The sequence below is a fragment of the Chryseobacterium sp. SIMBA_029 genome (genome assembly GCF_046535275.1).
GTDB lineage: Bacteria > Bacteroidota > Bacteroidia > Flavobacteriales > Weeksellaceae > Chryseobacterium.
The window spans coordinates 1-308 of record NZ_JAWRXA010000160.1; the positions used below are offsets into that span (position 1 = coordinate 1).

Below are 308 nucleotides of genomic sequence, written 5' to 3' on the forward strand. Positions count from 1 at the left end.
TCAAGCCTTTCGTAATTGCTGTCTTGATTTTTAGAAGAATTTTTTAAAGAAAAAGCTTCACGATAAAGAGCAATATTTTGTACCTCTGTACCTAGAACTTTTTTAAGCTCGGTACTGAGAAAATAATCTCTTTCCGTTAATTGTCTTTTTCTTTTTTTGAGAAGGAATTTAGAAAAGTATTTCTGTAACTCCATTCATTGAATTTAGATTTTCTTAAATAGAACGCAAGCGTTATGCCCGCCAAATCCAAAAGTATTGCTCATGGCTACTTTTACATCTTTCTTCACAGCAGTGTTAAACGTAAAGTT

The 308-nt window shown here is 31.8% G+C and carries 1 pseudogene; it reads right to left on the reverse strand.

Features of this window, described 5'->3' with window-relative positions:
- Positions 1 to 194, reverse strand: a pseudogene (locus SB679_RS23635) (ribonuclease III); the annotation flags it as partial.
- Positions 195 to 308: the final 114 nt, after the last annotated feature.